The sequence below is a fragment of the Lewinella sp. IMCC34183 genome (assembly GCF_003390915.1).
GTDB lineage: Bacteria > Bacteroidota > Bacteroidia > Chitinophagales > Saprospiraceae > Neolewinella.
The window spans coordinates 220,142-246,509 of the sequence record NZ_QMEM01000006.1; the positions used below are offsets into that span (position 1 = coordinate 220,142).

Consider the following 26,368-nt stretch of genomic DNA (forward strand, 5'->3'; position numbering starts at 1 on the left):
TGGTAACTGATTCCCCGAGAATGGTATAAATGGGACAGGATCGCCAAGTACTTACTATGAAACTGCTAGAACTCCGTGCCCCCGTAGGCCAGGTACCGCCGGGAACCAAGGTCGCCAACCTCCCCACGGAAGTGATGGCGGTTCGCAAAATCCTGAAGCGTTCCTGCATCGTACCCGATCTCCCCGTCGCGTCCACCTTTGATAGCGAACTGGTCGCGGGGATCAAGACCTTTCAGGGGTTGTTCATGGACAATCCCGACGGCCGGGTCGACCCGAAGGGGGACAGCGTGAATCGGCTGCGGGATATCGCCGATAATAAGGTCATTGTAGTTGATCTCCGCTCCCAGACCCTCCACGCTACGGATGCCCTGCAGCGAATCCACAAATTTCACTGCGCCTCCGGGACGGATGAGGACCCCTCGCCGCCGGGCTACTACCGCATCGAGCGCAAGTACCCCAAGTACCGCAGCAGGACCTACGATGCCCAGATGGATTATGCCATGTTCTTCCACCGGGGGTACGCCATTCATATGTCCCACTTCGTGACGGTGACCAGCTTTCTGAAATCCAGTGGAGTGGATGCCCTCGGTTCGCACGGTTGCATCCGGCTGGCCGAGGACAACGCCAGGGAACTGTTCGCCTGGGCCCCGCTCAGGACTATCGTGCTGGTGCTGCGCCGGTGACCGCAAGCGCACAGCTGCCCTAAAAGTCGCTCTCCGCCTCCCGCGCGATCTTTTGCAGGAACTCCCGGATCCGGTATTCGTGCGCCTGGCATACCGTCTTTCCGAGCTTGAAGCCCACCAGCGCTCCGGCCGCTATACCCGCAAACCCGGCCGAGGCTCCGAATACGCCGAGTCCTGCGCCGGCCGCGTATCCCAGCCGATTGCAGAGTTCCGACTCGGTGGCTTTATCGTATAATTTCTCGTACTCGCGGTAGGAGTAACTCCCGCGGTTAGATATGCTTCGGGTAAAGTCGTTGAAGTTGCTCATTGCGGATAACGTGAATTAAAGGTTCATAGTACCGTTCTGCAAGTTGGTTGGTACGGCACTGTGGATCGCTATGAGCCGGCGTACTCAAAGTGCTCGTGGGTAACGTCCGCCCCCTTCAGGTTGGGCAGGTAGATCTGTTCCCCGTTGCCCATGAAGAGCACGTTTGCCCCCTGGCGGCTCAGCTGGTGCCGGGCCGGGCCCGTCCATCCGTAGGCATCGCGGTTCAGACGTACTTTGACTACGCAGCTCATCTTCTCGTTCCAGTTCTCGTTGACGGCACCCCACGCCCGGGCCACTTCGCCCTTCGAGAGCTTTCCCTTCGCAAATCCACAGATGGACTTGTAGAGATCTCTTGACATCCAATATTGACCCAGTATCTCATTCTGCCCCGGCGTGACGAAGCGGTAGAGCGTGGTATGGGCAGGGTATAACTGCCGCCGGGGGTTACCCCGAAAGGTGCTGACTGCGCTGGTCGGCGGCGTAAAATCTTCGTTCAGGGGCTTGTTGGCCATGATCGTATGCGATGGGATGTGAGCGACTGGTCGAATTCAGCAGGGAAGCGGAGGTAGCTAACCTGTCCGTACCACCTGAAATTATACCCTGACCAGGCACGGTCCCGTCACGAGAACTGGTGAATTTCGGTGACCGAGGATTGGTTTTACCCATGCCCCAAGCGGCCCGGTACAGGGTTGCGGTGTCGCGCGGACGGCACCTCGACAGACTTAACGTCAGTCCACCCTCCGTAGACTGAGCCTTTGTACTAGTGGTCCGTACGCGGAGTGGCCGGTCGACTAGTCGACCGGCCACTAGCCGACCGGCCGCTACCCCACCGGCGGCCACCAGGGCCGGTTCACCACCGCGGGCACCATCCGCTCGCTCAGGCCGGCTTCGTCCATCAGGCGGGTGGCCCACAGGATGGGCTCCGAGGGCGGCTCGTTGCTCAGGTCGTAGGTGCCGTGGTGCATCGGCCACCAGTAGCGGGCCCCGAGGTCGCGGTAGCCCTGGAAGGCTTCGGCCGGATTGGCGTGGTTCTCGCGCATCATGAATTCCGGCAGGTAGGCGCCGATGCCCAGCATGGCTACGTCGATGTTTGGGAACAACTCGCCGATCTCCCGCCAGTACGGCGTTTGCGCGCTGTCGCCGCCGAAGTAGATGGTGGTCGGGCCGGCGTCCGCCGCACCTGCGTCCGCGTCCACCTCCAGCAGGAAGCTGCCCCAGAGGTGGCGGTTGAAGTCGGTCAGCCCCCGCCGGCACCAGTGGCGCGCGGGCAGGAAGTGCACCGTCACCCCCGTGCCCGCCAGGTCGTACCGCTGGTACCAGGCGGCCTCCTCGATGGGTGTGCTACCGACCCAGTCGCCGATGAGTTCCGACAGCCGCAGCGGGGCCAGGATCTTTTTGATGTCGTTGTTGGCGCAGATGGTGCGCAGGCACTTCTCGTCGACGTGGTCGCGGTGGTCGTGGCTCAGCAGCAGGTAGTCCACCCCGCGCAGCTCATCGTAGCCGAAGGGCGGAGACACCCGCCGCGGGATCAGCGGCATATCGCGCAGCTGGGGATCGGTCAGGAAGCGCAGTCCGTTCAGCTGCATCAGGTAGCTGGCGTGGCCCAGCCACACGATCCAGTTGTCGGTGCGGTCGTCGAGGTAGCTCAGGTCCCGGTCTACGGGCGGCACCCAGGGGTCGGCCCGCTTGGCGGCGCGCTGCGGATTGGGGGTCAGCAGCATACGCAGGATGGGCCCGTAGCTGATCTGAAAGGGATCGCGCAGGTACTGAAACTGCCCGTCCCGGATCGGATTGCCGCGCCAGGTGTCCGCCAGGGCGGGATGTACGGGCAGGTCGGGGTTCAGCAGGTATTCCATGGGCAGTTCGTTGGGCGCAAGCACGACGCTCGCTTCCCGATAAGGCGTAGCCCCGGTAAATGGTTTGGCGCGGACGCGGGTGCAATGGAAACTACCGGCTCATGCGGTAGCCGGCCATGGTGACGTAGTACTTGGTTAGCATATTCGTGCGCTCCCACTCCGGAAGCCCCCCTTCGGTTAGGTACCGCAGAAATTGCTCCGTCACCTGGGCAAAGTGGGCTTCGTGGCCCTTCCGCAGTTCGGCGGGTACGGTGATCTGATACCCCCCGTCCGCTTCCCGCCACCCGATATCGGGAAATTCTTCCTGCAGCTCCGCCACCGCGGTGGTCAGGGCCGCCGGGTCGAAGCCGTCCGCCGGCTCCACGTACAGCGTAGCCACGTAACCCTGCGGCGCGTCCTGCCGGATCACCAGGTTGGCCCGGCTGCCCCGCATGATGGAGTAGTGGGTATCGGCCGCCCCGGGTGGGGCTTCGAAGTTCCACAGCACGGCTGCCTTACCGTGGACGCCCCGCACCGTGAAGTTGATCTCCCCGTTCGCGTACACCTCCAGCTTGCCGTTGCGCACGTCGGTACTCAGGGCGTCCGGGAACTCTTCCTCGCCGGTCACTTTTGCGAATTCAGCGGCCGTCAGCGTCGTGGCCCAGCGGCGGGCGCTCACCAACTCTACGTCCGTGGTATCGATGGCTTGATCCGGGAAGGTCTCCCAGAGGATCAGGTCGACCAGGTGGGTGGCCACGTCGACCATCCCCTCCCCCTGCTGCCGCACGTCGAAGAACCAGGCCGGCCGGATCAGCGGTGCCCCGCTCACCTCTTTGCTGAAGTGGTGGACGCTCTCCTTGGAGATCGCCGGCTCGGCTTCGGTTCCGGCCAATAACTCGCCGAAGACTTCCGGGCGCTGCGACAGCGCCCGCTGCAGTCGCGTAGTGATTTCGAAGCGCTCCGTCATAATGTCGTAGAGCAGCAGCCCCTGCTCGTCGGCCGTGCGTAGTGCCGACTCCAGGGTGGCGTACTCGGCCGGATCGATGACCATGGGCTTATCGGCCAGCACGTTGAGCCCGTGGTCGATGGCCGCGCGGATGTACTCCGTCTTGCGGGCGTTGTTGCCGGACAACACCACCACGTTGCCGGGCGGATTGGCCAGCATGCGCTCCAGGAAGTCGGGTCCGGTGTAGACCTCTTCCGTCCACCCGGTCGGTTCGGCACCGCTGTTGTACCGCTCGATGCGGCCAAGGTGCTGCCGCAGGTCGTCCCCTTCCGGAGCGAAGACGTGCACCGTGGAGTCTACCGCGGCGTACATCGACTTCTGTACCAGGGCGGCGTGAAAGTGGCCGGGGTCGAGGGTGATGAGGTGTACCTCGCCCGGCGCGCCGGTGAAGGTGGAGGGTACGTCCATGGGCGTAGTGGGGGTATCGGCGCCGGTACGGCCGCAGGCCAGCGCGGTCAGGAAATACAGGGAAACGAGTAAGCGCACAGTAGCAGGTTTGGTAGTAATTATCCGCGGACCAGGGCCGGCACGTTCTCGTAGCCGTAGGGCCACCGCTGGGAGCGGGAGAGCATCCGGTTGGCCTCGTCGTCGTTGCGGAAGCGTTCGTTGACGGGGTCCCACTCCAGCTTGCGGGGCACCTTCATCGCCACGTGGCTGATGAGGCAGGCGGTGCAGGAGCGGTGGGCTACCTCGGCGGGCGAAATGGTGAGCGCGCGCGACTTCATGCAGTCCAGCCAGTTGGTATGCTGCTCGGGACTGGCATACAGCTGGATATCGCCGTCGCCGATCTCCAGGTCACTGCCCTTGAGGTTGGTGGCGAAGGCCTCGCTGTTGCCGAAGTTGGGGTCGCTGGCCGTCACGGCCACGCTGCCGCGGGACACGAAGACGTAGCCGTTCTCCCCCTCGAAGCGTACGCCGTTCGGCAGCTCGCCGTCGATCGTCATCAGCACGCCATTGGCGTAGCGGGCCTCCACGTGGTAGGGTCCGTGTACGTTCCAGAGTCCCTCCACCGGGAAACTGGCCGTGGCATCCACCTCGATCGGCCCGGTAAACTCCGTTCCCATGCCCCAGTGGGCGATGTCGACGTGGTGCACCCCCCAGCCGGTGATCATGCCGGCCCCGAACTGCTCACAGCGCAGCCACCCCGGACGGGAGAAGTCGTCCTGGGGGTGCACCCGGTCCAGGGTATAGGGAACGTGGGGGGTGGAGCCCAGCCACATCTCGTAGTTGAGGTTATCGGGCACGGGCATCGGCGTCGGGTCGCCGCCGGCGGGGTCGCTCGGCAGGCCGACCTTCACCGCGGTAAGCTTGCCGATCCGGCCGTTGCGGACCAGTTCGCAGGCCCGCTTGAACTGCGGCCAGGGGTCCATGGACCGCTGCTGGCTCCCCAGCTGAAATACGACCCCCGTGCGGTGCACGATGTCGCTCATCATCCGCCCCTCCTCCACCGTCAGCGAAGTGGGCTTCTGGAGGTAGATGTCCTTGCCGGCCAGGGCGGCCTCGATGGCCGGCTGCGCGTGCCAGTGGTCGGGGGTCGAGATCACCACGCCGTCGATGTCGGAGTTGGCCAGCAGTTCGCGGTAATCGTCGTACATCGTGACCTCCACGGAATCGCCGGACCGGTTGTCGCGGTACCAGCCCTCGATGAAGGACTTTCCCTTTTCCTTCCGTTTGCTGTCCACGTCGCAGACGGCCATCACGCGGGCGCTGTCGTTCTTCATCACCTCCGGCAGGTCGTGGCCGCGGGCGATGCGGCCGCAGCCGATCTGCCCGATGTTGAGCCGGTTGCTGGGGGCTAGGGGTCCCCGCAGGACGTGGGCGGGAACGATGGTGGGTACGCAGACGGCTGCCGTGGTGGCTAGGGTGGATTTTAGTAGGGACCTGCGGTTCATGGTGTTGGAGGTTGTTTGTGTTTGGCGCTGTCTTAGGCAGCTTTCTGCTTCGCTGCCGGAGGCAGCATTCTGCTTTCGCTGCCGGAGGCAGCGTTGTACTGGCGCTGCCGGAGGCAGCGTTGTACTAGTGGGCCGCCCATTCGATGCCTCCGAGGAGGTGGCGGCGGAAGAGCGGATCAGAGTAATGTTCGCTGCGGTGACCGAGGGAGGTGTACCACTGCCGGCCACCGTAGTCGGTGCGGTACCAGGCCGTGGGAAACAGCCCGCCGAAGGTGTCGCCGGGGTAGGTAGCTTTCCCTTCGGGGTCCGCGACCGTTCCGAGGTCGGCGGCCAGGAGGACGTGGTTTCCCGGGTTCAACTGCTTCATGTAGTAGCACTCGTCGGCTACGATGTGCCAGGTTTCCGGCAGGAAGTCGGTAGAAGGATGGTCGGCGTCGAGCACCACCACGTCGAAGTCCTGCCGCTCGGGATGCCGGAAGAAGCGGCCGCCGAGGGTTTCGGCAAACCACGGCCAGTCGCGTTCGCTGCCGCAGGCGGAGTGGATGCCCACGAAGCCGCCGCCACCCGCTACGTAGGCGCGAAAGGCCGCGTGCTGCTCCGGCGTGTCGAAGACGTCGTTATTGGTGTTAGAAAAGACTACGACGTCGTAATCTTCCAGTCCCCCCGCGGTAAAGGTGGCCGGATCGTCCGAGGCGGTCACCCGGAAGCCGTGCTGCGCCCCGAGTTCCTCGATCGCCGCCACGCTGGCCGGGATGTTGTCGTGCACGTAACCCTCCCCGTTGCGGGTATAGACCAGTACCTGCTTGCCGGCCAGGGGATCGGCCACGTCGGTCCGCACCACCCGGGGTGGGTAGGCAAAGTCCTGCCAGTAGCGGTTGGCGGCCGTAGTATCGAGCGCCCCGTCGTACACGTACAGGCGATACTTCAGGGCGTAGGTCCCGCCCGGCCGCATCCGGTAGTCGCGGTCCTGTGCCGGATTGAAGTTGAGAAAGACGCTCTCTACCCCGCCGTTCGAGCCCGTGGGCCAGATGCGTATCTGCTCGGGCGAATTATAATTATCGGGGTGGGCCATCATCAGCACCCCGGCCTCGCCGGCCTCGGTGGGACCGCGCACGTCCATCCAGCGGGCGCGGGTGGCGTTGCCGTCCGCCTTGCCGTAGCCCGCAGAGGTAAGCAAGTGGACGTTGTCGTCGTCCCACTCGCCGGTTGCCCGCAGTCCGAAGCCCTGGTAGCGGTAGGCCTTGACGACGAAGGAGTCCTCGGTCACGTTGCGCTGCCGGTTGCTGAAGTCCACCAGATAGCCGGCCGCATCGGCAGCCGGGGGGTACACCCGCAGGTCCACCGTCTCGTCGAGTACTTCCGTGGGGTCATCGGTCACCGCGCTGTCGCGGAAGGCCAGGTAGGTAAGGTCGGCCGTTACCCTGCCAAAGACCGCTCCGCCCTCCACGTTACGGACGCCGCGTGAGTCCACCGTACCCTGCCCCCGCACGAGGTTCCAGAAATCGATCTCGCGGCCCCGGAATTCGGTATGCGTCCACGGGTTCCAGAGCCCGTAGTGGTGGTAATGGTCCGGCGGCTGAATGCGGGTAAGCGTGCCGCCGCGGGGCGAGCGCAGGGGGTGTACGTACCCGCCCCGCGCGTAGATCGAATCCACGCCCTCGGGCACCGTTGCCCTGGCGTACTGCCAGGTGAGTACGTCGGTGTCTCCGAGCCGGAAGTGTACGCCCCCGGCGGCGTCCTCTACCGTCAGTTCGGATGATGCGGACGGACTGCCGTCGGTGTACAGCTCGTAGGTGCGTGCCGTGCCGGGCGGAGTTTCGCCGTCGAGTATCCAGGTCAGCCGGCCGTCGGCTACCTGCACGGCTACGGGCCGGGCACTGCCATCGGTAGTTTCCGTAAGCCGGTAGGCCGCGGCGGTGCCGGGAGCCGGTGCGGTCACGGGAGCATCAAGGCGGTGCAGGCTGTCGGCGTAGACCGTGAAGGTCGCGGCCGGACCGGACTGGGCGGTCGCGGTCGCGCAGCAGGCCGCTAGCAGCAGCGCAAGCAGCACAGTGGAAAATTTAGGCATGATCGAAACACTAATAGGCCAGTTAAGATACCCAAATAATATCAGCCGGTGCGTCCTGCCGCAATCTCCCGTACCGCCGTTTTGACCGTGCGGCGGGCGCGCAGGTGCGGAGTCGGGCCGGCTAACGGAATGTCGCCGGGCCGGTAACCCGCGGGCAAACAGGTGAAAAAGCGCAGCATGCATGTGAATTTCTGCTAGACCCGCCGGTCACCCCTTTTTTACCTTTGGTGACGAACCATGTGCCCTTCCTCCGCAACCGGAGGAGCCGGCCGTTCACTCGATCAATGCACCCGCGCGCCGCCGGCCCGTCTAATTTTCTCCCGTGACGTTTTCGTCTGTACCCCCCTGTCTGCTGCTCACCGTGCTTCTCGCCGCTCCCCTCGCCGCGCAGGTGCCCCAACCGGACAACGGCGACGGAACCTACACCAACCCGATCATCCACGCCGACTATTCCGACCCCGACGTGGTGCGGGTGGGCGAAGACTTCTACCTGACGGCCTCCAGCTTCAACGCGGCCCCCGGCCTGCCAATCCTGCACAGCCGCGACCTCGTCAACTGGGAGCTCATCAATCACGCCCTGCCGGTACAGGTGCCCCGGGACAACTTCAGCCGCCCCCAGCACGGCAACGGCGTCTGGGCCCCCGCGATCCGCTACCACGACGGCTATTACTACATCTACTGGGGCGACCCCGATTTCGGCATCTATATGGTCCGCACCCAGGACCCCGCCGGCGAATGGGAGGATCCGGTGCTCGTGCGCGCGGCCCGGGGCTGGATCGACCCCTGCCCCTTCTGGGACGACGACGGCAAAGCCTACCTCGTCCACGCCTTCGCGGGCAGCCGGGCCGGCTTCAAGAGCGTGGTGGTGGTGCACGAGATGTCACCCGACGGCACCGAGCTCCTCGACGACGGCGTACTGGTCTTCGACGGCCACGCCGACCACGGCACCATGGAGGGCACCAAGATGCACAAGCACAACGGCTACTACTACATCCTGGCCCCGGCCGGCGGCGTGGCCACGGGCTGGCAGACGGTCCTGCGTTCCCGCAACGTCTACGGACCCTACGAGGACAGGGTGGTCCTGCACCAGGGCAACACCGACGTCAACGGGCCCCATCAGGGCGCCTGGGTGAAACTGGAGAACGGCGACGACTGGTTCGTGCACTTCCAGGAAAAGCAGCCATACGGGCGCATCGTCCACCTGCAGCCCGCCCGCTGGGAAGACGACTGGCTGCTGATCGGCGTGGACCAGAACAACGACGGCATTGGTGAGCCGGTGGCTACCTATGAGATGCCCAGAACGGGAGCGAAGGTCGCCCCCACGGTGCCCCTTGTCAGTGACGACTTCAACACGCCGGAAATCGGCCTTCAGTGGCAGTGGCAGGCCAACCCGCGCGCGGAATGGGCCTACCCCACCGCCATGGGCTTCCTACGGATGAACCTGGTCGTGGACCCCGGCTACCGCAACCTCTGGGACGCGCCCCACCTGCTGCTGTCCAAGTTGCCCGCCGAAACCTTCACCGCGACGACCAAGGTGAATTTTTCCGGTCACTTCGACGGAGAAAAGACCGGCCTCATCATGATGGGCCGCGACTACGCCTACCTGGCCTTGGCCATGGACGGCGACGCGGCGCAGGTGCAGGCGGTACACTGCCCGGACGCGGAAAACGGCGTCCCCGAGCGGGTGATGGCTACCGCTCCCCTCGCGTCGGACGGAGACGTCTACCTGCGCGTACGCGTTGAGCCCGGCGGCGTGTGCCACTTCTCCTACAGTACGGACGGACAGGCATTTACGGAGCTCGGCCCCGCCTTCCAGGCCCGCGAGGGCAAGTGGATCGGCGCCAAGATGGGGCTCTTCGGGATCCGGCCCACCCACGAAAACGACGGCGGTTACGCCGATTACGACTGGTTTACCGTAACGAAATGAAGCACTTCCTCATCCTGCTGCTCGTCCTATCCGCCGCGGCCCTGCCGGCGCAGTACGCCGTGGACCTTTACGTGGCCGCCGACGGCAGCGCGGAGTACGCCACGATCCAGGGCGCGGTGGATGCCACGAAGGCCTTTCCGGACCGGCCCATCACGATCCACGTGAAGAACGGGGTCTACGTGGAAAAGGTGGAAATCTTCGCCTGGAACCCCGACGTGACGCTGCGGGGCGAGAGCGCCGACTCCACGATCCTGCGCTACGGCGACTACTTCGACGGCATCGCCCGGGGGCGCAACAGCACCTTTCACACCGCGACGCTGCTGGTACGCGGCGACAACTTCCGCGCCGAGAACCTGACGGTAGAGAATACCACCGGCCCCGTGGGGCAGGCCGTGGCCGTTGCCGTTGAGGCCGACCGGGCCGAATTCCACCACTGCCGCTTCCTGGGTAACCAGGATACGCTCTACGCCGACGGGGCCAACGCCCGGCAGTACTACCGAAATTGCTACATCGAGGGCACGACAGACTTCATCTTCGGGGCCGCGACCGCCCTGTTCGAAAACTGCACGATCCACAGCAAGTCCGATTCCTACGTCACGGCGGCCAGCACCCCCGCGGGGCGGGACTACGGCTTCGTGTTTCTGGACTGCCGCCTGACCGCCGCTCCCGGCGTCGATCAGGTTTACCTCGGACGCCCCTGGCGCGACCACGCACGGACCGTCTTCATCAACTGCGAGCTGGGCGACCATATCCTGCCGGTCGGCTGGGATAACTGGAGCAGTCCCGAGCGGGAAAAGACGACCTTTTACGCCGAGTACCGGAGCACCGGTCCCGGCGCGGCCCCCGCCGCGCGGGCGTCCTGGAGCCACCAGCTCAGCAAGCGGGCCGCCGCCCGGTACACCAAAACAACCATTCTCAAACCCTTCCTGCTGCCCGCCATGGGCGGCGATCCAAATCCCCGCTAGCGGATGCCTACTATGAAAAGCACGCTGTTTTCCCTTCTCCTGCTGCCGGCGCTGACCGGCCTTACCGCCCAGGACGTCACGTTCACGATCACCAACCCTTCCGCTACCCAGCGTACCGACGCGGCGATTCGTGTGCCGTCGGCTGAACTGGTAGAGCACCTGGGGCTGACGTCCGGCACACCGCTGCACTTTATCGCGAAGGGACGGGAAATACCCTACCAGGCCATCGATGCCGACCGTGACGGCACCACCGAGGCCTACCTGCTGCTGCTGGACGTGGCCGGCAACGGCAGCGCAACGGTCACCCCGCGGGCGCTTAAGCCCGGCGAGACCGCACCCACTTTCCCCCAGCGCGCCCAGGCCGAGCTTTCCCACAAGGTGGATGGCAACTGGGAGGACCGGGAATATATGGGTGGCCGATTCGTGAACGTGGATTCCCTGTCCGTACCGCCCGAGCATACCGACCACTCCTGGTACCTGCGCTACGAAGGCCCCGGCTGGGAATCCGACTTGGTGGGGTACCGCTTCTACCTTGACTGGCGCAACGCGACGGACGTATTCGGCAAGAAGACGCCGGACATGGTGCTGCAGGACGTAGGCCAGGACGGCTTCGACTCCTACCACGAGCCCGCCGATTGGGGCATGGACGTCCTGAAGGTCGGCTCCGCGCTCGGCGTCGGCACCCTGGCCACCTGGCACGACGGCCACGCCCTGCGCGTGGAGGAAACGGATTCCGTGGCGGCCACCATCGCTGAAAACGGACCGGTGGAGGGCCGCATCCGCACCCGCTACTACGGCTGGAAGATCGGTGACCGGACCACCGACGTGGTATCGGAACTGTCCATCCAGGCCGGCAGCCGCCTCACCCGTCACGACGTCAGCCTGAGCGAGCCGCTGGAAAATCTCGCCACCGGACTGGTAAAACTGGAGGACAGCGAAGTGCTGCACGGCCAGTCCGGCGACTGGAGCTACCTGGCTACCTATGGCCCGCAGAGCCTGGCGAAGGACCTGCTCGGCCTGGCCGTCATCTACCGCACCGCCGACGAGCTGGAAGTCACGGAAGACGACCACAGCCACGTGGTGGTGCTCTCCCCCACCGACAACCAACTGACCTACTACTTCCTGGCAACCTGGGAGCAGGACACCCAGCCGATCCTCAGCAAGGAGGCATTCTCGGACTACCTCTCCGAACAGCTGGATCGCCTCAACCAGCCTGTCAACCTGACGTACGCCGGCCGTTAACCTTTGAACCTGTCTAAACCGATCATCATGCAGACCCCACCCTACCCCCCCGCCCTGGCGGGCCTCGCCGTCTTGTCGCTGCTGCTGGCACTCACCGGCTGCGACCCCGCGTCCACCCCGACAACGGGCCCGGACGAAGCCAACCCGACGAACGCCCGCACCGTAGTCGCGGTAGCGGACCGCCCCTGGTCGGAACGTATGGCGCTCAGTATCATGGAACGCGCTCCGGAATCGTACATGAACGATTTCCAGGACGACCTGAAGTGGACGTACACCATCGGGCTGGTCCTCAACTCCATGGTGGAGGTAGGCGAATACTACGATAATCCGGAATACCTCGAATACGCGCAGGCGTACGGCGATACGATGATCAATGCCCAAGGCGAAATCCACGGCTACGAGATCGAGAAGTTCAATATCGATATGATTGCCCCCGGGCCACTACTCTTCAGCCTCTACGAGCATACCGGTGAGGAGAAGTACCGCCTGGCCATCGAAACCCTGGCCCGCCAGCTGAAGTGGCAACCCCAGACCACCGATGGCGGCTACTGGCACAAGCTCCGCTACCCCTGGCAGATGTGGCTGGACGGCCTTTTCATGGGGGAACCCTTCCAGGCGGAGTACGCCACGACCTTCGACCGCCCCGCCCTCCTCGACCACGTCGCCGAGCAGTTCGTACTGGCCGAGCAGCACATGCGGGACCCCGAAACGGGGCTGCTCTACCACGGCTGGGACGAGAGCCGCGTACAGCGCTGGGCCAATGAGGAAACCGGCACTTCCCCCCACTTCTGGGGCCGAGCCGTCGGTTGGTACTGCATGGGCCTGGTGGACGTACTCGACTACTTCCCGAAAGATCACCCGCGCCGCGCCGAGCTGGTGGCCATCCTAAACCGCACGCTAGAGGCCGTTGTGGCGGTGCGCGACCCCGAGTCCAAGGTATGGTGGCAGATCCTCAACCTCCCCGACCGGGAGGGCAACTACCTGGAATCCACCGCCAGCTGCATGTTCGTCTACGCCATGATCAAGGGGGCCAACGACGGTTACCTCGACGAGAAGTACCGCAAGCTGGCCCGCGAGAGCTACGACGGGATACTGGACACCTTCATCCGCGTGGATGAGGACGGCGAGGTGAACCTCACCAGCGGGTGTTCGGTAGCGGGACTGGGTGGCGATCCCTACCGCGACGGCTCCTTTGAATACTACGTCAACGAGCCGGTACGCGACAACGACGCCAAGGGCATAGGCCCCTTCATGCGGGCCAGTCTGGAGTTCGAAAAGCAGGCCAGCACCTCGAAACTGTGACGGTTCCGGCGCGCTTGCGGCGATAGTGTCCGTCACAATACCGGGGGTTAATTGCTGCGCATGCAAAGTGAATATTTGCATAGCCCGAATTGGCCCGTACGCCAGACACCTTCCTTTTATTTGCCAATGAAGCTTATACCCTCACGGTATTTATAAAACATCACATCATGCATTCAACCAAATCAAGAATATTATTCGGCATATTGCTGGGGGTATTCGGTCTGCTTAGCCAGTCGGCGATGGCCCAGTCTACCGTTACCGGTACCGTACTAGATACCGACGGCGAGGCATTGATCGGCGTAACGGTTATGATCAAGAATACCGGCACCGGATCGGTGACCGATTTTGAGGGCGCATACGAAATCACGGCCGCCCCCACCGATACCCTGGTCTTCAGCTATACCGGTTACGGCTCGCAGGAGATCGCCGTGAATAATCAGCAGGTCATCGACCTGGAGATGTCGGCCGCGGCTTCCCTCCTCGACGAGGTGGTCGTGGTAGGCTACGGAACCGTGCGGCGCTCCGACCTTACCGGATCGGTTGCCTCGGTCTCCGCGGAAGACCTGCGCACCCAGCCGATCACCAGCGCCGCCCAGGCCATTACCGGACGCCTGCCGGGCGTGAACGTCCTGACTACGGACGGGAGCCCAGACGCCGACGTGGTCATCCGGGTGCGCGGCGGTGGATCCATTACCCAGGACAACTCCCCGCTCTACGTGGTCGACGGATTCATCGTAGGCAGTATCCGGGACATCCCCCCCACCGATATCGAAAGCATCAGCGTACTCAAGGATGCCGCCGCCACCGCCATTTACGGTGCCCAGGCCTCCAACGGGGTTATCGTCATTACCACCAAGCGCCCCGAGGCCGGCAAGATCAGCATCAACTACAACGGCTTCTTGCAGTCCAAGCAACTTCCCGGCGACCGCAAGTACGACGTACTGGATCCCTACGAGTTCGCCCTGGCGAACTACGAATACGCCGCCATCCGTTCCGAGGCCGACGTGCGCAACTTCGAGCGCTTCTTCGGCAAGTACGACGACCTCGAGCTGTACCAGCAGCGCCCCGGCACGGACTGGCAGGACGAGCTGTTCGGCGACCCCCGCCTATCGCAGTACCACAACCTGAGCCTGAGCGGCGGCACCCAGACCACCAAGCTCAGCCTGAGCCTCACCAATAATACGGACGAGGGACTGCTGATCAACTCCGGATTCAAGCGGAACGCCCTGAACTTCAAACTGGAGCAGGACCTCTCGCCCAGCCTCATCTTCGAGGCCGGCGCTCGGATCACGAAGACGGTGGTGGACGGTGCCGGCACCTCCGGCGGATCGCAGATCCGCATCGAGGACGCCATTCAGACGCGGCCCGTCAACGGCATCGCGGACGAACTGGAAATTGACCTCAACGCCGTAGACCAGAGCGACGACTTCCAGACCTTCCTCCGCAGCCTGGTGAGCCCCACCGAACTGGCCAAGCAGGACTGGCGCCGCACCACGGACAACGACTACATCCTGAACGCCGCCCTGGCCTGGAACGTAACCGACAACTTCATCGCCAAAACGACCTTCACCGGCTCCCAGAGCTTCGACGAGCGCCTGCGCTTCTACGGTCCGCTGACGGGTGAATCCTTCAACAACGGTGGCAGCCTGCCCCTCGGTCAGAAGGATAACTTCCAACGCACCTCCTACCGGTGGCTGAATACGCTGTCCTACCGTCTGGTCTCCCTGAAGAACCAGAATATGGACTTCCTGCTCGGCCACGAGATCTACTCGAACGGCGGCAAGCGGGACTTCGTCCGTGCCGAGGATTTTCGGCTCTCCATAACCCCGGAAGAATTGTTCGCCAATATGACCTTCGGACGTACCGACCGCTACGAAACGGAGGACTTCACAAACTCCAATCGCCTGTCCTTCTTCGGTCGCGTCAACTACTCGCTGAACGACCGCTACCTCATCACCGGTACCCTGCGCAGCGATGCCTCCAGCAAGTTTGCTGCCGGCAACCGCGTCGGTGTATTCCCCGCCGTGGCGCTGGGCTGGAAACTTTCCGAAGAGGCCTTCCTACGAAATACCGACTGGCTGCAGGAACTGAAACTTCGCGTCAGCTACGGTGAAACGGGTAACGACCGTATTGACGCCACCGCTACCCAGTTCCTCTTCGTGGGTACCACCAACCAGGGCCCCGGCTTCAACAACGTAGACAACGTGTACTACACCCCGTCGGGCAGTACGCTCTACAACCCGCTGGTGAAGTGGGAGACGACGATCAACCGGAACCTCGGTCTTGATTTCGGCTTCTTCGACGGAGCCATCTTCGGTGCCCTGGACGTTTACCACAACACCACCAAGGACCTGCTGCTTCGGTCCTCTATTCCGTCCAATACGGGTTTCACCACCCAGTGGGACAACATCGGCTCTACCTCTAACCGGGGGGTTGAACTGGGACTGACCTCCTACTTCGTAAGCCGGCCGGACTTCACCGTTTCGGGTACCTTCAACATCGGCATTAACCGGGCCAAGGTCGAGGACCTCGGCGGCACCGATTCCCGCTTCTTCCAGTCCAACTGGGCCAGTACCGACCTCAACGACCAGAACGACTTCCTCCTGACGGTCGGCGGGACCCTGGGCGACATCTACGGCTACGTCTCAGACGGATACTATTCCACGGACGACTTTACGGGCTATGACCCAATTACCGACACCTACACCCTGGCCGACGGCGTCCCCAACTCCGGCGCAACCGTAGGCAACCCACAGATCCGGCCCGGCTACATGAAACTGGCCGACCTCAACGGCGACGGCGCGATCACCAGCGAGGACCGTCGCGTCATCGGCAACACCCTGCCGAAGCACCAGGGGGGATTCGGTTTCGACGCCCGCTACAAGAATTTCGACGCCTCGATCTTCTTTAACTGGTCGTACGGCGCCGACGTGTACAATACGGGCAAGATCCAGTTCAACCAGTACCGTCGGGTGCGCTACGGCAACCTGCTGACTACGATGAGCAGCGACAACCGCTTCACCTACCTCGACGTCGACGGTTCCTACACCGGCACTCCCGGTGGTATCGTGACCGACCTCGACCAGCTCGCCGAGCTGAACGCCGGCAAGGAGATCTGGTCACACAACAGCTTCGGTATTGCCCAGGCCGTGATCTCCGACTGGGCGGTAGAGGACGGGTCCTTCCTGCGCCTCAACAACCTGAATATCGGCTACACGCTGCCTACGACCCTGACTTCGCGGGTCGGCATCTCCAGCCTGCGGGTATACCTAACCGGTACCAACCTGAAGCTGTGGACCAAGTACTCCGGCTACGACCCCGAGGTAAGCACGTCGCGCAGTTCCTCCTATGCGGCCCTGACGCCGGGAGTGGATTACTCCTCCTTCCCGCGCAGCCGCAGCTACACCTTCGGCGTGAACCTCAACTTTTAATCGCCCCCCAACCCGACCTATCATGCAATACAACATACTACTCGGAATCCTCGCGGTGGGCCTGCTGGCCTCCTGCCAGGACTTTCTCGAACCGGAGTCCATCTCGACCTTCGATACGGACTACGTTTTCTCCAACGTCGACGATGCCCGCAAGGGGGTGAACGCCATTTACCAGCCCTTCGGCACCGACCCCTTCCGTTCCCGCCTGTCGAACAACATGACCGGCAACACCGACATCGAGCACCAGAGCGGCTGGACCAGCTCCGGCGATCGCTACCAGATCTGGGACCTCGAGGCCCTGTCAAGCAACAACGACCTGCGCCGCGTATGGAACGCCGCCTACCAGGCCATTCGTGACGCCAATATCGCCATCGAGGGCATCGAAGGCGGGGCGGCCATCAATTCGGACGACGTACTCACGGCGCGGACCATGCAGCACCTGCTCGGCGAGGCATATACCCTGCGTGCCTACTGGTACAGTATGCTCACCTTTTACTGGGGCGACGTGCCTTACGTACGGGACGCACCGAAAGCGGGCAACGAATTCTTTCTGGACAAAACCGACCGCAACATCATCCTTACCGACGTCATCAACGACATGATCGCCGCCGAAGGTAACATGATGTGGGCCGAGGAACTGCCCTACGGTATCGAGCAGGTCAACCGGGAATATACCCTCGGCATGATCGCCCGCCTTTCCCTGCAACGCGGTGGTTACTTCCTCCGCCCCGACCTTACCATGGCCCGGGAAGATGACTACCAGGACTACTACCGGATCGCCCGCGACTATACGGCCAAGCTGATGGACCTGAAGGACCGGGATCTCCCCCGCGATTTTAAGCAAGTCTTCCTCAACACCGCCAAGTTCATTTCCCCCGCCAACAGCGACGTGCTCTTTGAAGTGCCCTTTGCCCTCGGCAACGGCGACGTGGGCTGGAACATCGGCGTGACGGTACAGGGCGGTGCCACGGCGGCCCACGACTACGGCTCCGGCAACAACTACATGGCTATGCCGCCTTCCTACTACTACTCCTTCGACACCAGTGACATTCGCCGGGACGTGACCTGCGCCCTGTACATGGTCAATACCGACGGGGAACTGGTACTGGCCAACGGCGGCATCACCAACATCGCCCAGGGCAAATGGAGCCGGTGGGAGCTGGAGTCCCCCCCGGGTTCTTCCTCGGCCAAGGGTACGGGGATCAACTGGCCCATGCTGCGCTACTCCGACGTGATCCTCATGCACGCCGAGGCCGAGAACGAACTCAACGGCCCCACCGCCGCGGCGCAGGAAAGCCTGAAGCGGGTGCGCCGGCGGGCCTTCGACGAAGCCGACTGGTCGGAAAAGGTAGACGCGTACGTAGCCGAAGTATCGGGAAGCAAGGAGGACTTTTTCGACGCCATTGTCGACGAGCGTGCTTGGGAATTCGGCGGTGAGATGATCCGTAAGTACGAGCTTATCCGTTGGGGCAACTACTCCGAGAAAATGGCCGAAACCGTCGAAACGCTCAAGCTGATGGCCGATGCCGCCGCCGATGACGACGACGAAGGACCCTACGAGGAACTGCCCGACTACATCTTCTGGAAGGTCGATGAGAGCGGAAACTTCGTGGTGCTGAACCCCGACCGCGACGTGCTCGTCGCCCCCGACGATACCTGGAACCGCGACGGCTGGCTGACCAGCCTGTGGGACGATGTCCGCAACGAATATCCCGAGTGGATCGTGAAGGACTGGCGGAACTACATCGACGAAGGCCCCAAGCCCGGCGTCGCCCGCTACATCTTCCCGGTCCCCGAGGAAGCTATCACCAACAGTCAGGGAACCCTCTCCAACGACGGCTACGGATTCCAGTAGTCCGGTGCCGCGCGTAACTATTATTCAAGATTCTACAATGAAACTTATCATGTCAACCTTGCCTAAGGTCTTGTTTTTGCTGCTTGGAGGGGCGCTCGTGTTCCTTGCCGGCTGTGAAAAAGAAGAAATCTACGAAGAAACCCGCCTGTTCCGCCCGGTACTCAACGAGCCCCTGGAGGCCGAACTGAATACCATCATCGTGAACATGGGAAACATCCGTCGGGCCAACTCCTACACCATCGAAGTCAGCCGCGACTCGTTCGCCTCCGTGCTGTATACCTTCGAATCCGACACCAACTACTTCATCATCAACGAGGAAACCCTCAACGGAGAAAGCCTCCTCTACGCCACCCTCTACCAGGTGCGGGCGACCGCCCACGCCGACGAGGAGGTCTTCGACAGCCGCCCCTCCGAACTGGGAGACGTACGCACCGAGCGCTTCCCCTCCCCCCTCCTCCCGCCCTCCGAGGGAGACTTGCTGGACGGCCGCGTTCGTGTCCGCTGGCAGGTCGTGGGCGCCCCCGTGACCTATATCCGCGTGTTCGCGGGGACGGACGAACGGCTGACTACGCCCCTCGACGAGTTCGAAGTCGACGAGATGGCGCAGGATAGCGGCGTGTTCGTCGTGAACCGCCTTTCGCCCCTGACCAGCTACCAGATCGCGATCTACAGCGGCCCCAACGGGGAAACCCTGCGCGGCTGGGAGTACTACACCACTACCGAAGCCGCCATCGACCTCACCGACCCCAACGTCATCGACCTGAGTAACAGCAACGACCCCGATACCCTCACCGCCGTAGTCAATGCGGCTACCGACGGGCAGGTCATCGTACTACAGAAGGGCGTTCAGTACAATTTCCCCGCGGACGACCTGGACAAGTCCATCACCTTCCGCTCCTCGAGCGGGTTTGGCGAGCAGAAGCCCGTCCTGTACACGACCGGTAACTGGAATATTGTCCCCGGATCGACCATCGACCACGTCCGTTTCATTGACGTGGAACTTCGCGGGGAGGATTACGGCGGCGACTACGTGTTCAACCCCAACGTGTCGGACCGGACCGTACTGGGTGAGCTCAGTTTCGAGAACTGCATCATCAGCAATTTCCGGGGGATCATCCGCATCCGGACCCAGATGTTCCTGGGCGACTACATCATCAACAATAGCATCGTCCATACCATCGGTGGCTACGGCGCGATCACCGCCGATACCGACGGCGTAGGCAACGCGGCCTTCGACAACATCCGCTTTACCAACAGCACCTTCGCCAAGATGGAGGCCTTCATCACCACGCGGCAGAACGCCCAGTCGGTAGTGATCGACAACTGTACGATGAACGAGTTCGTCAACCCCGATGGCCTGGTGTTCCGCTGGCGCGGGGAGGATGGTATCCTGAGCAACGTGATCAACGGCATCACGATCACCAACAGCATCTGGGGCCCCGCCTGGGACCTCGGCGAGACCGGGGAGTACGCCGTCCGCGGTATTTACGATGGCCTGGAGAATACCACCTTCACCATCACCAATACCTACGCTACCGAAAACTTTGCCTTCGTCGAGGGTAAGGAGATCCCCGGCTTCCCGAACCAGCGGTACAATGGTACCGCCGAGGAACTGTGGGTGGCCCCCTACGACCTGAATTTCAATTTTGAAGATACCGGCTTCGCCGGCATAAATGACGCCGGCGACCCGCGCTGGCGGCCCTTTTAGTTGATGGTTTCTTGATCGATTATCCCACGCTCGGCTGTATTCAGCCGGGCGTTTTTTATTCCCTTACTTCGGGAACACCTCTTCCAGAAACTTCACCGTGTAGGCCAGGGTCGGGGTAAACCAGGGCTCCAGCAGCCAGAAGGCGTGGGGGGAGCCGGCAAAGGTGTGTTCCTCGTGGTAGATACCGTAGCGGTCCAGGATAGCCAGCAGGTCATCGCGACCGGCGTGGAACCGCGGGTAGGAGCTGTTCACAAATAGGAACGGCGGCGTGGCGGCCCCGGCGTACTCCAGCGGAGAGGCGGCCCGCCACCGGTCGTTACCTTCCCCGTACGTGCCGAGCCAGGCAGTAGCCGAACGCCCGGTCCATTCCGGTTCCGCCTCCGGGTGCACGAAGGACGCGATACCGTCGATGTTGAGTACGGCCTGCACCGCCGCGGAGTGCTGCTCCAGCGGGTGACCGCTATCGTAAAGGTCCAGGTCGTTGGTGGTACCCAGCAGCGAGGCCAGGTGAGCCCCGGCCGAAGCCCCGAACGCGGCAATGCGCGACGTGTCGATTCCGTAGACCGCCGCGTTGGCCCGGGCCCACCGGACGGCGAGTTTCAGGTCGCAGACACCCGCCGGATACGGCGCTTCCGCACTGAGCCGGTACTCCGGCGTGATGGTTACGTAGCCCCGTGCGGCCAGTTGCTGGGCCATCGGAATGAGGTTTTCCTTGGAACCGGTGGTCCAGCCGCCGCCGTGGATCATGATGACCGCGGGTCGCAAGCGCACCGGGTTACCGGGTCGCCAGATGTCCAGGTGCAAATCGCGGGCCGAATCCACGGTGGCGTAAACGACATTCGTATCGGCCACGACTCCGGCCGGGAGGTGGGGGTATACCGGCACCACGTTTGGATGATCCTTACGGATCTTTAGGTAGCTGCTGTGGATCGAGTAGGACGTGTCCCTGGGATGGTAGCCTCCCTGCGCACCGGCCGTTAGTGAAGGAAGCAGGAAAAGGAGGGGCAATATGGCTTTCATGTAGGTCGCGTTGCGTTCGTTCAAGATACGCAGCCCGGACAGGGCTGGAATGACCTACAGCGTCCGCATCCAGTTCAGGAAGCGTTCCATCCAGTCGTCCGGGGTGGTAGGATTTTTGAGGCCGAAGCCGTGTCCGCCGTGGGCGTACAGGTGCATCTCGGCCGAAACACTGTGCGCAACGCAGGCCTCGTAGTAGGCGATGCTGTTCCCCACCGGCACCGCACCGTCGTCCGCGGCGTGTACCAGAAAGGCGGGTGGGGATTGGTCCGTTACCTGGCGGTCGGTGGAGAACCGCAGCACGTCGGCTTCCGTGGCCTCCGCCCCGATCAGGTTGTCCCGTGATCCCTGGTGGGTCAGGGCGCTGTCCATACTGATGACCGGATAAATGAGGGCGGCAAAGTCAGGCCGTACCGAAGTAGTGTCCGTTTCGGTGGGGTCGGCGGGCCGGGAGAAGCGGGTCGCGGCGGTAGCGGCCAGATGACCTCCGGCGGAAAAGCCCATGATGCCGATCTTCCCGGGGTCGATGCCGTATTCGGCGGCCGAGCGGCGCACGCTGCGGATGGCCTGCTGGGCGTCCATCAGCGGGGCCAGCGACCGGTCCACGTTCGTCTCGTCCTGGGGGATCCGGTACTTCAGCACGAAGGCTGTTACACTGTCGGCCACGAGTCGCTCAGCTACCCATACGCCTTCCTTGTCGTAGGCCAGTCGCGCGTAGCCGCCGCCCGGGCAGATGATCACGGCTCGTCCGTTCGGATGGTCGGGGACGTAGGCGGTCAGTTCCGGTACGGCTACGTTGTTGATCGCGCGGCCGCCAACCTCACGATCAACGATGGTTTCCGGATCGGGCACCGCACGCGCATTGGGTACGGCTCCGGGATAAAGGGGTTGCGCCCGCTGGGCGGAGGCAGTGGTCAGTCCCATGGCGAGAAGGAGGGTTATCAGGAGTTTCATATCAGGAGGCGGTTTGCTGCACGCCGGCCACGGCCGCGCTCATCCCGTTGGCTTCGATGTCCTTTAGCTGGGCGGAGAGCATTTCGTGGAGCTTCGGGTAGCCCGAGAGGTCCCGCCCCCACGCGCGTTCCCAGCCCAGCACCTTTTTGGCAAGCTCGTCCACGCTGTCGGAAGAACCGTCGGTTGCCGCCCAGGCCGACTGGAGGAACTCGATGGCCCAGGGATCATCCTTCAGCGGAATGTCGGTACCATCCCGCTCACCGCGGTAAAAGCGCACGAGGGCCGCCAGCGACAACACCAGCCGGCGGGGCCACTCGCCGCGCTGCTCGTGGTAGGCCAGGACGCTCGGCAGGACCCGCTCGCGGTACTTGGATACGGAGTTCAGGGAAATACTGAGCAGGCGGTGGTGAATGAAGGGATTCCGAAAGCGGTCCAGTACGTCACGGGCAAACTGCTGCAGGTCGACCCCCGGCAGGTCCAGGGTGGGGATGATCTCTTCGTACAGGGCATCGCGTACGTAGCCGCCCGTCAGGTCGTCCTCCAGGGTCTCGCGGACCGTCTCCCGGCCGCACAGGTAGGCCACGGGCACCATGGTAGTGTGTGCCCCGTTCAGGATGGCCACCTTGCTCCGCCGGTAGGGCGTCAGGTCGTCGGTGTAGATGATGTTGAGGCCGATGGTGTCCAGCGGCAGTTCCTCCCGCACGGCGGCCGGGGCCTCTATGGCCAGCAGGTGGTACGGTTCGCCCTGGGTAATGGCCGCGTCCGCGTAGCCCACGGCCGCGCGGGCGGCGGGCAGCTCCTCCTTCCCTACCCCGGGCACGATCCGGTCCACCAGCGTGTTGCAGAAGGTACAGGATTGCTCGATCCACCCGACGAAGTCTTCCGACAACGCCCAGTGCCGTGCGTATTGCAGGACCTTCTCCCGGAGGACGGAACCATTATCCACAATGAGTTCCATCGGAACGACTACGCACCCGCGCGCGCCGTCCCCTCCAAAGCGGTCGAAGCGGCGGTGCAGCCAGGCCGTCAGCTTGGCGGGGAACTCGGCGGGCGGCGCGTCCGAGGCCGCGTCCGACTCGGAAAAGCGGATGCCCGCCTCGGTCGTATTGGAGAAGATGTAGCGCATTTCCGGACGCTCGGCGGTGTCCAGAAAAGCGTCCCAGTCCTTGTCGAGGCTCAGCACCCGGCTTACGCAGGTGACCAGCTCGTAGCGATCGACCAGGTCCCCGTCGGAAATTCCCTTCGTGAGGACGTGGTACAGCCCGTCCTGGTCGGACCAGTCCCGGTAAATCTGCCGGTCGGAGTTGTTGGCGACCACTACGCCCAGCGGATCGGACTGCTTTCGGTTGTAAACCTCCACGATCCAGTCGGCGAACCCACGTACGAAATTGCCGCCGCCGAACTGCAGGATGCCTTCGGGGGGAGCGGGAGAAACGGAGGCCGATTGTCGGTTGAGGGGCTGCATGGTACGTTGGGATTGTCGGTTTTCGGTATGGTTGGTCAGAGAGAGACGCCGCGCTTCCAGGGGATGAAATCGTCCTGTCCCAGGCGCTCGGCGTGGGTAAGTTGTTCCCCACTGGCTACGCGGATGAGCAGCTCCAGCAGCTCCTCACCCTTGGTACGCAGGCTGTCTTCGCCGCTGATGACGGTGCCGGCATTAATGTCGATCAGGTCTTCCATCTTGGTGGCCAGGGCCGTGTTGCTGGCCATCTTCACGGTAGGCGCCACGGGGTTGCCCGTGGGCGTCCCCAGGCCGGTGGTGAAGACGATTAGGTTGGCGCCCGAACCCGCTAGGCCGGTGGTACTTTCCACGTCGTTGCCGGGGGTACAGAGCAGGTTGAGCCCCGGGCGCGTGGCCTGTTCGGTGTAGTCGAGCACGTCGACCACGGGTGACGTACCGCCCTTCTTGGCGGCCCCGGCCGACTTCATGGCGTCGGTGATGAGGCCGTCGCGGATGTTGCCGGGCGAGGGGTTCATGGAGAAGGCGGAGCCGACCTCCTCGGCGCGCTGGGAATAGCTGCGCATCAAGGTGGCAAACTTGTTGGCGCCCGCGTCGGTCACGCAGCGGTTCACCAGCTCCTGCTCCACCCCGTTCAGTTCAGGGAATTCGGAGAGGATGGTCTTGGCTCCCAGCGCCACCAGCAGGTCGGAGGTGTAGCCCAGGGCGGGGTTGGCCGAGATTCCGGAAAAGCCGTCCGAGCCGCCGCACTCCAGCCCGAGGGTCAGGTGCTCCAGCCCGGCGGGCCGCCGCTCGGTGCGGTTGGCTTCCATCAGTCCGGTAAAGGTGGCCTTGACGGCCTCGGCGATAAAGGCGCGTTCCGAGGCGCTGCGCTGCTGCTCCAGGATGTAGAGCGGCTTGCCGAACCCACCGGGGGACTGCCGCTCCAGGGCCTCCTGCAGCAGACTGACCTGGGCGTTCTGGCAGCCGAGGCTGAGGACGGTCCCGCCGGCGACGTTGGGGTTGTTCAGGTAGCCGGCCAGCAGCCGGCAGAGGCTCTCGGAGTCCTGCCGGATGCCGCCGCAGCCGCCCTGGTGGGTGAGGAATTTGATGCCGTCAACGTTCGGGAATACCCGGTTCTGCCGCAGGTCGGTCCCCGAACGGAGGACGGAGGTTTCCATGATCTCCTCGGGGGTCGAGCCGTTGCGGTACTTCGTGATGAGCGTATCCACGTCTACGGTAAAGGCCCGCTCCGTGACGTAGCCCAGCTTCTCGAGCATGGCCGACTGGATCACGTCGATGTTGCGGTTCTCGCAGAACACGAGCGGAATGACCAGCCAGTAGTTGCGGGTGCCCACCTTTCCGTCCGTTCGGTGGTAGCCGGCAAAGGTCCGGCCGGTGAAGGCCGAGGTATCGGGGGCGTCCCAGTCGGCGCTGCGTTCGCCCACGCTGTATTCGCTGGAGGCGTGCACGGTATTCTCGGTGCTGATGCGGGTACCGCGGGGCACGGGGCGCAGGGTCTTGCCCACGGTGACGCCGTACATCGTGATGATCTCGCCCGCCTGGAAGTCGCGCTCCGCCAGCTTGTGCTTCGTGGGGATATCCTCCAGCAGCGGGATGGGTCCGTCGCCCTCGGTGACGGTTTCGCCCGCGCGGAAGTCGCGCAGGGCTACCAAGACGTTGTCGGCGGGGTGGATTTTCAGTACTTCGGCCATGGGAGGGTCTGTTTGGATGGGGGAACGGCGGCCCGCAGGCACAACTTGGGATTGCAGGAGTCCGTCCCCCGGGTAAAGGTAATTGGTCGCCCAGTAACCTCATCTGGCGTGATCCTAGGCTCCGGGCACTTCACCAGGTCGTCGGCGGCGCGCGCGGGTGCGGAGGTCGGTCCGACCGTGGCCGCGGCGGGCTTCCGCTCAGCCATTACCCGGAAGGGCAGCGTGCTGATGAGGGCGGGCATACTCAATTCTTGGACAGGTACCGGGCCGGAGCGAGCCGGAGCTCCCGCAGTCCGTCCGCTACCAAGCCGGCCATGACGCGTGCACCTTCGGGGGAGAAGTGGGTATCGTCCTCGACGCCGTCGGGGTAGTTGGCGTTCTCCCCCGGTGACAGCCACAGGTAGAGTGACTTCGAGGCCTCGTCGCCGAGGGTATTGACCACCTCCCGGCTGCGTTCGGTCATGTCGATCAGGGGTACGTCCAGTTCCGCCGCCACGCGGCGGGCCGCGTCGGGGTAGTCGCCGTGGGTGTAGGTCAGCTTTCCGTCGGCCCCGAATTTCCGGCGCACGATCGGCGTCAGGATCACGGGTCGGGCCCCGGCGTCACGGGTCTCCCGGACGTACTCCCGCAGGTTATCCGCGTACTGCTCGGGGGAGGAATACCGCGTGGCCCCCTCCTTGGGATCGTTGTGCCCGAACTGCATCAGCACGAAATCACCGGGCTGCAGGGAGTTCCGTACCGTGTCCCACAGGCCTTCCCCCCGGAAGGAGCGCGAGCTCCGGCCGTTACGGGCGTGGTTGTCCACCCGGATATCCTGATCGAACTCCGCGGCCAGCATCTCCCCCCACCCCGTTTCGGGGCGGGCGTCATCGCGCTTGTTGGCGGCGGTGGAGTCGCCGATGAGGTAGATCGTGGACGTAGCCGGGCGGTAACTCTGACAGGCCAGTAGCAGGAGGAGCGGGAATAGCAGGAAGCGGTAATCCATGTTGCGGTACACTATTGCTTGGAAGTAAGGGTGCGCCC

Annotated in this window: 19 protein-coding genes; 8 read left to right on the plus strand and 11 right to left on the minus strand. The window is 63.6% G+C overall.

The annotated features are described in order from the left end of the window. The first annotated feature begins 56 nt into the window (after nt 1-56). Nucleotides 57-683 (plus strand): L,D-transpeptidase, encoded by a 627-nt coding sequence (locus DQG19_RS14605; RefSeq protein ID WP_157974525.1) that lies wholly within the window; start codon nt 57-59, stop codon nt 681-683. Nucleotides 684-702: 19 nt separating this feature from the next. Here DQG19_RS14605 and DQG19_RS14610 read toward each other — a convergent pair whose 3' ends face one another. The 6 genes from DQG19_RS14610 to DQG19_RS14635 all read right to left on the minus strand — a co-directional run bounded on the left by DQG19_RS14610 (nt 703) and on the right by DQG19_RS14635 (nt 7,791). Next, entirely contained in the window at nt 703-990 is a 288-nt protein-coding gene (locus DQG19_RS14610; protein ID WP_116127016.1) for a hypothetical protein, read from the minus strand. A 68-nt stretch (nt 991-1,058) separates the two neighbouring features. Beyond that, nucleotides 1,059-1,502: a hypothetical protein gene (locus DQG19_RS14615; protein WP_116127017.1), complete on the minus strand. Its 444-nt coding sequence runs from the start codon at nt 1,500-1,502 to the stop codon at nt 1,059-1,061. 309 nt (nt 1,503-1,811) lie between these two features. Then, nucleotides 1,812-2,846, minus strand: a complete 1,035-nt coding sequence (locus DQG19_RS14620) for an MBL fold metallo-hydrolase (RefSeq protein WP_116127018.1) — start codon at nt 2,844-2,846, stop codon at nt 1,812-1,814. Between the two features lie 91 nt (nt 2,847-2,937). Continuing rightward, on the minus strand, nt 2,938-4,317 hold the full coding sequence (locus DQG19_RS14625) for a putative oxidoreductase C-terminal domain-containing protein (RefSeq protein WP_116127019.1): 1,380 nt from the start codon (nt 4,315-4,317) through the stop codon (nt 2,938-2,940). Nucleotides 4,318-4,337: 20 nt separating this feature from the next. Beyond that, complete coding sequence (locus DQG19_RS14630; protein WP_116127020.1) at nt 4,338-5,723, minus strand: Gfo/Idh/MocA family protein; 1,386 nt, start codon at nt 5,721-5,723, stop codon at nt 4,338-4,340. Nucleotides 5,724-5,847: 124 nt separating this feature from the next. Beyond that, nucleotides 5,848-7,791 (minus strand): ThuA domain-containing protein, encoded by a 1,944-nt coding sequence (locus DQG19_RS14635; protein ID WP_198661756.1) that lies wholly within the window; start codon nt 7,789-7,791, stop codon nt 5,848-5,850. Between the two features lie 322 nt (nt 7,792-8,113). Here DQG19_RS14635 and DQG19_RS14640 point away from each other — a divergent pair, with 322 nt between their 5' ends. From DQG19_RS14640 to DQG19_RS14670, 7 genes are all read left to right on the plus strand, one after another. Next, the gene (locus DQG19_RS14640) at nt 8,114-9,718 is read left to right on the plus strand and encodes a glycoside hydrolase 43 family protein (protein ID WP_116127022.1); all 1,605 of its coding nucleotides are present in this window, start codon (nt 8,114-8,116) and stop codon (nt 9,716-9,718) included. Beyond that, nucleotides 9,715-10,683 carry a pectinesterase family protein gene (locus DQG19_RS14645; protein ID WP_116127023.1) on the plus strand — a complete coding sequence of 323 codons (969 nt, stop codon included), beginning with the start codon at nt 9,715-9,717 and terminating at the stop codon, nt 10,681-10,683. The genes DQG19_RS14640 and DQG19_RS14645 overlap by 4 nt, the downstream gene beginning before the upstream one ends. 3 nt (nt 10,684-10,686) lie before the next feature. Next, nucleotides 10,687-11,925: a DUF4861 domain-containing protein gene (locus DQG19_RS14650; protein ID WP_198661757.1), complete on the plus strand. Its 1,239-nt coding sequence runs from the start codon at nt 10,687-10,689 to the stop codon at nt 11,923-11,925. A 27-nt stretch (nt 11,926-11,952) separates the two neighbouring features. After that, complete coding sequence (locus DQG19_RS14655) at nt 11,953-13,227, plus strand: glycoside hydrolase family 105 protein (RefSeq protein WP_116127025.1); 1,275 nt, start codon at nt 11,953-11,955, stop codon at nt 13,225-13,227. A 167-nt stretch (nt 13,228-13,394) separates the two neighbouring features. After that, the gene (locus DQG19_RS14660) at nt 13,395-16,658 is read left to right on the plus strand and encodes a SusC/RagA family TonB-linked outer membrane protein (protein WP_116127026.1); all 3,264 of its coding nucleotides are present in this window, start codon (nt 13,395-13,397) and stop codon (nt 16,656-16,658) included. A 22-nt stretch (nt 16,659-16,680) separates the two neighbouring features. Further along, complete coding sequence (locus tag DQG19_RS14665; RefSeq protein WP_116127027.1) at nt 16,681-18,513, plus strand: RagB/SusD family nutrient uptake outer membrane protein; 1,833 nt, start codon at nt 16,681-16,683, stop codon at nt 18,511-18,513. A gap of 49 nt (nt 18,514-18,562) precedes the next feature. Then, nucleotides 18,563-20,221: a DUF4957 domain-containing protein gene (locus DQG19_RS14670; RefSeq protein WP_232826531.1), complete on the plus strand. Its 1,659-nt coding sequence runs from the start codon at nt 18,563-18,565 to the stop codon at nt 20,219-20,221. A gap of 63 nt (nt 20,222-20,284) precedes the next feature. Here the strand turns inward: DQG19_RS14670 and DQG19_RS14675 are convergent, their stop codons facing one another. The 5 genes from DQG19_RS14675 to DQG19_RS14700 all read right to left on the minus strand — a co-directional run bounded on the left by DQG19_RS14675 (nt 20,285) and on the right by DQG19_RS14700 (nt 26,330). Next, nucleotides 20,285-21,241, minus strand: a complete 957-nt coding sequence (locus tag DQG19_RS14675; RefSeq protein ID WP_116127029.1) for an alpha/beta hydrolase — start codon at nt 21,239-21,241, stop codon at nt 20,285-20,287. A gap of 54 nt (nt 21,242-21,295) precedes the next feature. Next, nucleotides 21,296-22,192, minus strand: coding sequence for an alpha/beta hydrolase (locus tag DQG19_RS14680; protein ID WP_116127030.1), 897 nt, complete (start codon nt 22,190-22,192; stop codon nt 21,296-21,298). 1 nt (nt 22,193) lies between these two features. Next, nucleotides 22,194-23,657, minus strand: a complete 1,464-nt coding sequence (locus tag DQG19_RS14685; protein ID WP_116127031.1) for a tagaturonate reductase — start codon at nt 23,655-23,657, stop codon at nt 22,194-22,196. Nucleotides 23,658-23,692: 35 nt separating this feature from the next. Further along, the gene (locus tag DQG19_RS14690; protein WP_116127032.1) at nt 23,693-25,345 is read right to left on the minus strand and encodes a UxaA family hydrolase; all 1,653 of its coding nucleotides are present in this window, start codon (nt 25,343-25,345) and stop codon (nt 23,693-23,695) included. A 244-nt stretch (nt 25,346-25,589) separates the two neighbouring features. Continuing rightward, on the minus strand, nt 25,590-26,330 hold the full coding sequence (locus DQG19_RS14700; RefSeq protein WP_116127113.1) for a rhamnogalacturonan acetylesterase: 741 nt from the start codon (nt 26,328-26,330) through the stop codon (nt 25,590-25,592). Nucleotides 26,331-26,368 lie beyond the last annotated feature (38 nt).